This is a genomic window from Streptomyces caelestis (assembly GCF_001279005.1).
GTDB classification, from domain to species: domain Bacteria; phylum Actinomycetota; class Actinomycetes; order Streptomycetales; family Streptomycetaceae; genus Streptomyces; species Streptomyces heliomycini.
The window spans coordinates 23,124-29,859 of record NZ_LGCN01000244.1 but is presented as its reverse complement, the minus strand read 5'-3'; the positions used below and the strand labels follow the sequence as shown (position 1 = coordinate 29,859).

Annotated in this window: 8 protein-coding genes; 2 read left to right on the top strand and 6 right to left on the bottom strand. The window is 72.7% G+C overall.

What is annotated here, in order from left to right; genetic code table 11:
* On the top strand, nt 1-333 hold a 333-nt coding region (locus ADK41_RS33275), incomplete at its 5' end, for an FAD:protein FMN transferase (protein ID WP_209438658.1).
* Nucleotides 334-572: 239 nt separating this feature from the next.
* Here the strand turns inward: ADK41_RS33275 and ADK41_RS33270 are convergent.
* From ADK41_RS33270 to argC, 5 genes are read right to left on the bottom strand one after another with little or no spacing between them, the layout of a single operon-like run.
* A complete protein-coding gene (locus tag ADK41_RS33270; RefSeq protein ID WP_030832306.1) occupies nt 573-1,112 on the bottom strand; it encodes an arginine repressor in 540 nt (179 codons plus the stop codon).
* A 7-nt stretch (nt 1,113-1,119) separates the two neighbouring features.
* Nucleotides 1,120-2,325, bottom strand: a complete 1,206-nt coding sequence (locus ADK41_RS33265) for an acetylornithine transaminase (protein ID WP_030832303.1) — start codon at nt 2,323-2,325, stop codon at nt 1,120-1,122.
* Nucleotides 2,322-3,224: an acetylglutamate kinase gene (gene argB / locus ADK41_RS33260; protein WP_030832300.1), complete on the bottom strand. Its 903-nt coding sequence runs from the start codon at nt 3,222-3,224 to the stop codon at nt 2,322-2,324. Before argB ends, ADK41_RS33265 begins: the two co-directional genes overlap by 4 nt.
* On the bottom strand, nt 3,221-4,372 hold the full coding sequence (gene argJ, locus ADK41_RS33255; RefSeq protein WP_030832297.1) for a bifunctional glutamate N-acetyltransferase/amino-acid acetyltransferase ArgJ: 1,152 nt from the start codon (nt 4,370-4,372) through the stop codon (nt 3,221-3,223). Before argJ ends, argB begins: the two co-directional genes overlap by 4 nt.
* Nucleotides 4,369-5,397 (bottom strand): N-acetyl-gamma-glutamyl-phosphate reductase, encoded by a 1,029-nt coding sequence (argC, locus tag ADK41_RS33250; protein WP_030832296.1) that lies wholly within the window; start codon nt 5,395-5,397, stop codon nt 4,369-4,371. Before argC ends, argJ begins: the two co-directional genes overlap by 4 nt.
* A gap of 270 nt (nt 5,398-5,667) precedes the next feature.
* Between argC and ADK41_RS33245 the strand changes: the two genes are divergently transcribed.
* A complete protein-coding gene (locus tag ADK41_RS33245; protein WP_030832293.1) occupies nt 5,668-6,108 on the top strand; it encodes a DUF6314 family protein in 441 nt (146 codons plus the stop codon).
* Here the strand turns inward: ADK41_RS33245 and ADK41_RS33240 are convergent.
* A complete protein-coding gene (locus tag ADK41_RS33240; RefSeq protein ID WP_030832290.1) occupies nt 6,090-6,683 on the bottom strand; it encodes a histidine phosphatase family protein in 594 nt (197 codons plus the stop codon). The genes ADK41_RS33245 and ADK41_RS33240 overlap by 19 nt on opposite strands.
* Nucleotides 6,684-6,736: the final 53 nt, after the last annotated feature.

Here is a 6,736-nt window from a genome sequence, read left to right as displayed (position 1 = left end):
GGTGTGGCGGACCCGCTGCGTCCGGGCGGTCTCGCCGCCGTCGTCTCCGCGGCCGGCGCCTCGGAGCTGGCTGTGGCGACGTCCGGGACCGCCGAGCGGGGGGATCACATCGTCGATCCCCGGACGGGGCGGTCGGCGGTGACCGACCTGGTCGCGGTGACGGTCGTCGCGCCGCGGCTGACGTGGGCGGACTGCTGGGCGACGGCGGCGTTCGCGATGGGCTCCCGGCAGGCGCTCGCCTGGCTGGAGTCCCTGCCGGACGTCGAGGCGCTGCTGATCACGGCGGGCGACGAGGTGCGGTGCACCGGAGGGCTGGCGGGCCGGCTGGGCTGACCGCCGGCGGAGGTGACCGGCGCCGGGGCCGAGGTACCGGCCTCTCACTCACCCGCGTTCACGGGGTGCCTCCCCCCGGAGGGGACACCCCCAGCGCCCCCTCCCCCCCACTCTCGGCTTCGCTCGAGCGGGGGGACTCCCAGCGCCCTGGGGCACCTTCCAGGCCCTTGAGGCACTGGGGGGGAGGCGCGACTGCCCGCGGACGGACCGCGGTCGGCGAACCCGTCGCGCCGTCCCCTTCACTGACCGTTCTGGGCCAGCCGGAGCAGGTGGTCGGCCAGGGCCTGACCCCCCGTCGGCTCCCTGCTGATCAGCAGCAACGTGTCGTCGCCGGCGATCGTGCCGAGGATGTCGTGCAGTTCCGCCTGGTCGATCGCCGAGGCGAGGAACTGCGCGGCGCCCGGCGGAGTGCGCAGGACGACGAGGTTCGCGGAGGCCTCCGCGGAGATCAGCAGTTCCTGGGAGAGCCGCCGCATCCGCTCCTCCTTCGCGGACCCGCCCAGCGGCGCCCGGGGGGTGCGGAAGCCCCCTTCGCTCGGCACCGCGTAGATCAGGTCGCCGTCGGTGTTGCGGATCTTCACCGCGTTCAGCTCGTCCAGATCGCGGGAGAGCGTCGCCTGGGTGACGCTCAGCCCGTCGTCGGCGAGCAGCTTCGCCAGCTGGCTCTGCGACCGCACCGGCTGCCGGTTGAGGATGTCCACGATCCGGCGGTGGCGTGCGGTGCGCGTCTGCGGCACGGCAGGCCCGGCGTGCTGGCCCTGGTCCTGCTCCTGGCTCATCGTCGTCTCATTCTCCGGATCGTCCTTCCCCACCCGCCGTACCGGCCTGGTCCAGGATGCCGGGCAGCGCCCCGAGGAAGGCGTCCACCGCGTCGTCCCCGAGGTTCAGCGGCGGCATCAGCCGTACGACATCGGGGGCGGGCGCGTTCACGAGGAACCCGGCGTCCTGAGCCGCCTGTTGCACCCGGGGCGCGAGCGGCTCGGTGAGCACGATACCCAGGAGGAGGCCCGCGCCCCGGACACGGTCGATCAGGGCGTGGCCGGACCCCTCGATTCCGTCGCGGAGTTTCTCGCCCTGCCGCTTGACGTTCTCCAGCAGCCCCTCGTTCTCGATGGTGTCGAGAACGGCGAGTCCGGCGGCGCAGGCGACCGGGTTGCCGCCGAAGGTCGTGCCGTGGTGGCCGGGCCCGAGCAGGTCGGCCGCGCGCCCGAAGGCGACGGCGGCGCCGAGCGGCAGTCCGCCGCCGAGCCCCTTCGCCAGGGTGACGACGTCCGGCAGGACGCCCTCGTGCGCCTGGTACTCGAACCAGTTGCCGGTGCGGCCGACACCGGTCTGCACCTCGTCCAGCACGAGCAGCGCCCCCGTGGCCGCCGTGATCGCACGGACCGCCTTGAGATAGCCGGGCGGAGGCACCACGACCCCGTTCTCGCCCTGGATCGGCTCGATGACCACCAGCGCGGTGTCCTCGGTGACCGCCGCGGCCAGCGCCTGGGCGTCGCCGTACGGGACGTGCGTGACGTCACCGGGCAGCGGCAGGAACGGCTCGCGCTTGGCGGGCTGGCCGGTGAGGGCGAGCGCGCCCATGGTGCGGCCGTGGAAGCCGCCGTCGGTGGCGACCGTGTGCCGTCGTCCGGTCAGCCGGCCGATCTTGAACGCGGCCTCGTTCGCCTCCGCCCCCGAGTTGCAGAAGTAGACCTTGCCCTCGCGGCCGAAGAGCTGGAGGAGCCGTTCGGCGAGCGCGACGGGCGGCTGCGCGACGAACAGGTTGGAGACGTGGCCGAGGGAGGCGATCTGCCGGCTCACGGCCTCGACGACCGCCGGGTGGGCGTGGCCGAGCGCGTTGACGGCGATGCCGCCCACGAAGTCGGCGTACTCCCTGCCGTCGGCGTCCCACACCCGCGCGCCCTCGCCGCGCACCAGCGGCAGCCGCGGGGTGCCGTAGTTGTTCATCAGCGCGCCCTGCCACCGCGCGGTCAGCTCCGCGTTGCTCACGACTCCCCCTGTTCGTCGGGCACGACCATCGTGCCGATGCCCTCGTCCGTGAAGATCTCCAGCAGGATCGAGTGCTGGACCCGGCCGTCGATGACGCGGGCGGTGGTCACTCCGCCCCGCACGGCGTGCAGGCAGCCCTCCATCTTCGGCACCATGCCGGAGGACAGCTCCGGCAGGAGTTTCTCGAGCTGGGACGCGGTGAGCCGGCTGATCACCTCGTCGGAGTTCGGCCAGTCCTCGTAGAGTCCCTCGACGTCCGTGAGGACCATGAGGGTCTCGGCGCCCAGTGCAGCAGCGAGTGCCGCAGCCGCCGTATCAGCATTGACGTTGTAGACATGGTGGTCGTCCTGGCTACGGGCGATCGACGAGACGACCGGGATGCGGCCGTCGGCGAGCAGGGCCTCGATCGCGCCCGTGTCGATCTCGGTGATCTCGCCCACCCGCCCGATGTCGACCGACTCGCCGTCGATCTCGGGCCGGTGCTTGGTGGCGGTGAGGGTGTGCGCGTCCTCGCCGGTGAGGCCGACGGCGAACGGGCCGTGCCGGTTGAGCAGCCCGACCAGCTCCCGCTGCACCTGTCCGGCGAGCACCATGCGCACGACGTCCATGGCGTCCTCGGTGGTGACGCGCAGGCCGGCCTTGAACTCGCTGACGATGCCGTGCCGGTCGAGCGCGGCGCTGATCTGCGGGCCGCCGCCGTGCACGACGACCGGCTTGAGGCCGGCGTGCCGCAGGAAGACGACGTCCTGGGCGAAGGCGGCCTTGAGGTCCTCGTCCACCATGGCGTTGCCGCCGAACTTGATGACGACCGTCCTGCCGTGGTGCCGGGTCAGCCAGGGCAGCGCCTCGATGAGGATCTGGGCCTTGGGGAGCGCGGTGTGCTTACGCGTGGTGCTCATGATGAATAGGCGCTGTTCTCGTGGACGTAGTCGGCCGTCAGGTCATTGGTCCAGATCGTTGCGGACTCGCCGCCTGCCGCGAGGTCCGCCACGATGTGGACCTCGCGGTAGCGCATGTCGACCCGGTCGCGGTCCTCGCCGACGCCGCCGTTCTTGCACACCCAGACGCCGTTGATGGCGACGTTGAGTTCGTCGGGTTCGAAGGCGGCCTTCGTGGTGCCGATGGCGGAGAGGACGCGGCCCCAGTTGGGGTCCTCGCCGTGGAGGGCGCACTTGAGGAGGTTGTTGCGGGCGATGGAGCGGCCCACCTCGACGGCGTCGTCCTCGGTGGCGGCGTTGACCACCTCGACCTTGATGTCCTTGCTGGCGCCCTCGGCGTCGCGGATGAGCTGCCGGCCCAGGTCGTCGCAGACGGCCCGTACGGCCTCGGCGAACTCCTCGTACCCGGGCGTGGTCCCGGAGGCGCCGGAGGCGAGCAGCAGCACGGTGTCGTTGGTGGACATGCAGCCGTCGGAGTCGACCCGGTCGAAGGTGACCCGGGTGGCGTCCCGCAGGGCCCTGTCGAGCACGTCGGGATCGAGGTCGGCGTCGGTGGTGAGGACGACGAGCATGGTGGCGAGGCCGGGGGCGAGCATGCCGGCGCCCTTGGCCATGCCGCCGACGGTCCAGCCGTCCTTCGTCACGACGGACGTCTTGTGGACGGTGTCGGTGGTCTTGATGGCGATGGCGGCCTTCTCGCCGCCGTGCTCGGACAGCCGGCCGGCGGCGGTCTCGACGCCGGGGAGCAGCTTGTCCATGGGGAGCAGGACGCCGATGAGTCCCGTGGAGCAGACGGCGACCTCGCCCGCGCCCACGCCGAGCGCCTCGGCGGCCTTCTCGGCGGTCGCGTGGGTGTCCTGGAAGCCCTTCGGCCCCGTGCAGGCGTTGGCGCCGCCGGAGTTGAGGACGACGGCGGACACCTGCCCGCTCTTCAGCACCTGCTCGGACCAGAGCACGGGCGCCGCCTTGACGCGGTTGGAGGTGAAGACGCCGGCCGCGGCGCGGCGGGGGCCGTTGTTGACCACGAGGGCCAGGTCGGGGTTGCCGTTCTCCTTGATCCCGGCGGCGATGCCCGCCGCCGTGAATCCCTGTGCTGCCGTCACACTCACGGCGCAACTCCGATCGTCGTCAGCCCGGTGGTCTCGTCGAGACCCAGGGCGAGGTTCATGCTCTGGACGGCACCGCCCGCGGTGCCCTTGGTCAGGTTGTCGATGGCGCTGATCGCGATGATCCGGCCCGCGGCGGTGTCGTACGCGACCTGGACCTGAACGGCGTTGGAACCGTGGACGGACGCGGTCGCGGGCCACCGGCCCTCGGGCAGGAGGTGGACGAAGGGTTCGTCGGCGAAGGCCTTCTCGTAGGCGGCGCGCACGGACTCGGCGGTGACGCCGGGCTTCGCCTTCGCGGTGCAGGTGGCGAGGATGCCGCGGGGCATCGGCGCGAGGGTCGGCGTGAAGGAGACGGTGACCCGCTCGCCGGCCGCCGCGCTGAGGTTCTGGATCATCTCGGGGGTGTGCCGGTGCCCGCCGCCCACGCCGTACGGCGACATGGATCCCATGACCTCGCTGCCGAGCAGGTGCGGCTTGGGCGCCTTGCCCGCGCCGGAGGTGCCGGAGGCGGCGACGATCACCGCCTCGGACTCGGCGAGACCGGCGGCGTACGCCGGGAAGAGGGCGAGGGAGACGGCGGTCGGGTAGCAACCGGGCACCGCGACGCGCTTGGACCCCTCCAGCGCGGCGCGGGCACCCGGCAGTTCGGGCAGGCCGTACGGCCAGGTGCCGGCGTGCGGGGAGCCGTAGAACGCCTCCCAGTCCGCGGCGTCCGCCAGCCGGAAGTCGGCGCCCATGTCGATCACGAGCACCTCCTCGCCGAGCTGTTCGGCGACGGCGGCGGACTGGCCGTGCGGCAGCGCGAGGAACACGACATCGTGTCCGGCGAGCACCTCGGGCGTGGTCGGCTCCAGCACGCGGTCGGCCAACGGCAGCAGGTGCGGCTGGAGCGCGCCCAGCCGCTGCCCGGCGTTGGAGTTGCCGGTCAGGGCACCGATCTCGATCCCGGGATGCGTCAGGAGCAGACGCAGCAGCTCACCGCCCGCATACCCGCTCGCTCCGGCCACCGCCGCACGTACCACCATGGAAAACCCTCCTCCTGGATGGCATGACTATACGTTTCGCTGCACGTTTATGCAACGGGTGGACGAGTGCGGGCGGCGAGTCCGAGGCGGGTGCGGCTGCGTGCGGTGCGTGACATGGATACTCGGCGGCCCTCTCCGGGAGTGGGGAGCGACTCCAGGAGCGTTCGCCATATCGATCATCGGCCGGAACTTCGAACGGCAAGATAGGAAGGAGGCAGGAGCACGTCAATGGGGCGTGCGACAACGGACACCACGGGGGAACGAGGCGGAATGGGCGAGTTCTGGCCAGTGCCCGACACGCTGGGCTACCTGGGCGGCCGCTGGCGGGCGGAGCGGACCGTGCGGGACCTGGCGGGCGGCGAGGAGGGGCACTTCGAGGGGACGGTCGTTTTCGGCCCGCTGGAGGGCGGCGGTCTGCTGCAGCACGAGTCCGGCGACTTCACCTGGCGGGGCGTCACCCGACCCGCCGAGCGGACCCTGCGCTTCCTGCCCGGGCCGGGCGGCACGGCGGACGTGCGGTTCGCGGACGGGCGCCCCTTCCACGACCTGGACCTGACCACGGGACGGTACGTCGCCGACCACCCCTGTTCGGCCGACCTCTACCGGGGCGAGTTCACCGTCCGGGACGCGGACCACTGGTGGACGGTCTGGCGGGTGCGCGGTCCCGCGAAGGACCTGGAGCTCACCACCGGCTACGCGCGCGCGGCCTGAGCGGACGCCCCTTCGAGGCGCAGGCTCCAGCGGCCCGCCCGGCCGGCGACGCCGATCGCCGACAGCGAGCGGACGTCGATGTTCCAGTACGTGGCGGGCGGGGCCCTGAGCACGTACACCAGGGCCGCGCGGATCACCGACGGCTCGGCCACCGCGACGACCCGGCAGCCGTCCTCGACCGGCCGGGTGTCGAGCCAGCCGCCGACCCGGCCGATGAAGGCCGGCAGCGGCTCCCCGCCGTACGGGGTGGACCTCGGGTCGGCGAGCCAGGCGTCCACGGCCTCCGGTTCCCGGGCCATCGCCTCCCTCAGGGTCAGCCCTCGCCAGCGCCCCATGTCACAGTCGCGCAGGGCGAGTTGCACCAGCGGCGCGTATCCGAGGCCCGCCCCGGTGGCGCGACTGCGCGGGGCCGGGGAGCAGTAGCGCAGATCGGCCGCGGCGAGCGGCAGCAGCGCGTGCGCGACCCGTTGCACCTCGCTCCAGCCGGCCCGGTCCAGCGGCCGGTCGTCCTCGAAGCGTTCGGCGAGCACCGAGGAGCTCCCCGCGGCGGCGACGAACGTGACCCGAAGTGCCATGCGGCGATCGTGGGTCGCCGCGGTGCGCGGGTCAAGGGGTGTCACCGAGCCGT

Excerpts from the sequence above, each read along its gene's own strand:
- ADK41_RS33270 (WP_030832306.1), bottom strand. The coding sequence starts at position 1,112 with ATGAGCCAGGAGCAGGACCAGGGCCAGCACGCCGGGCCTGCCGTGCCG.
- argB (WP_030832300.1), bottom strand. The coding sequence starts at position 3,224 with ATGAGCACCACGCGTAAGCACACCGCGCTCCCCAAGGCCCAGATCCTC.
- argC (WP_030832296.1), bottom strand. The coding sequence starts at position 5,397 with ATGGTGGTACGTGCGGCGGTGGCCGGAGCGAGCGGGTATGCGGGCGGT.
- ADK41_RS33245 (WP_030832293.1), top strand. The coding sequence starts at position 5,668 with ATGGGCGAGTTCTGGCCAGTGCCCGACACGCTGGGCTACCTGGGCGGC.
- ADK41_RS33240 (WP_030832290.1), bottom strand. The coding sequence starts at position 6,683 with ATGGCACTTCGGGTCACGTTCGTCGCCGCCGCGGGGAGCTCCTCGGTG.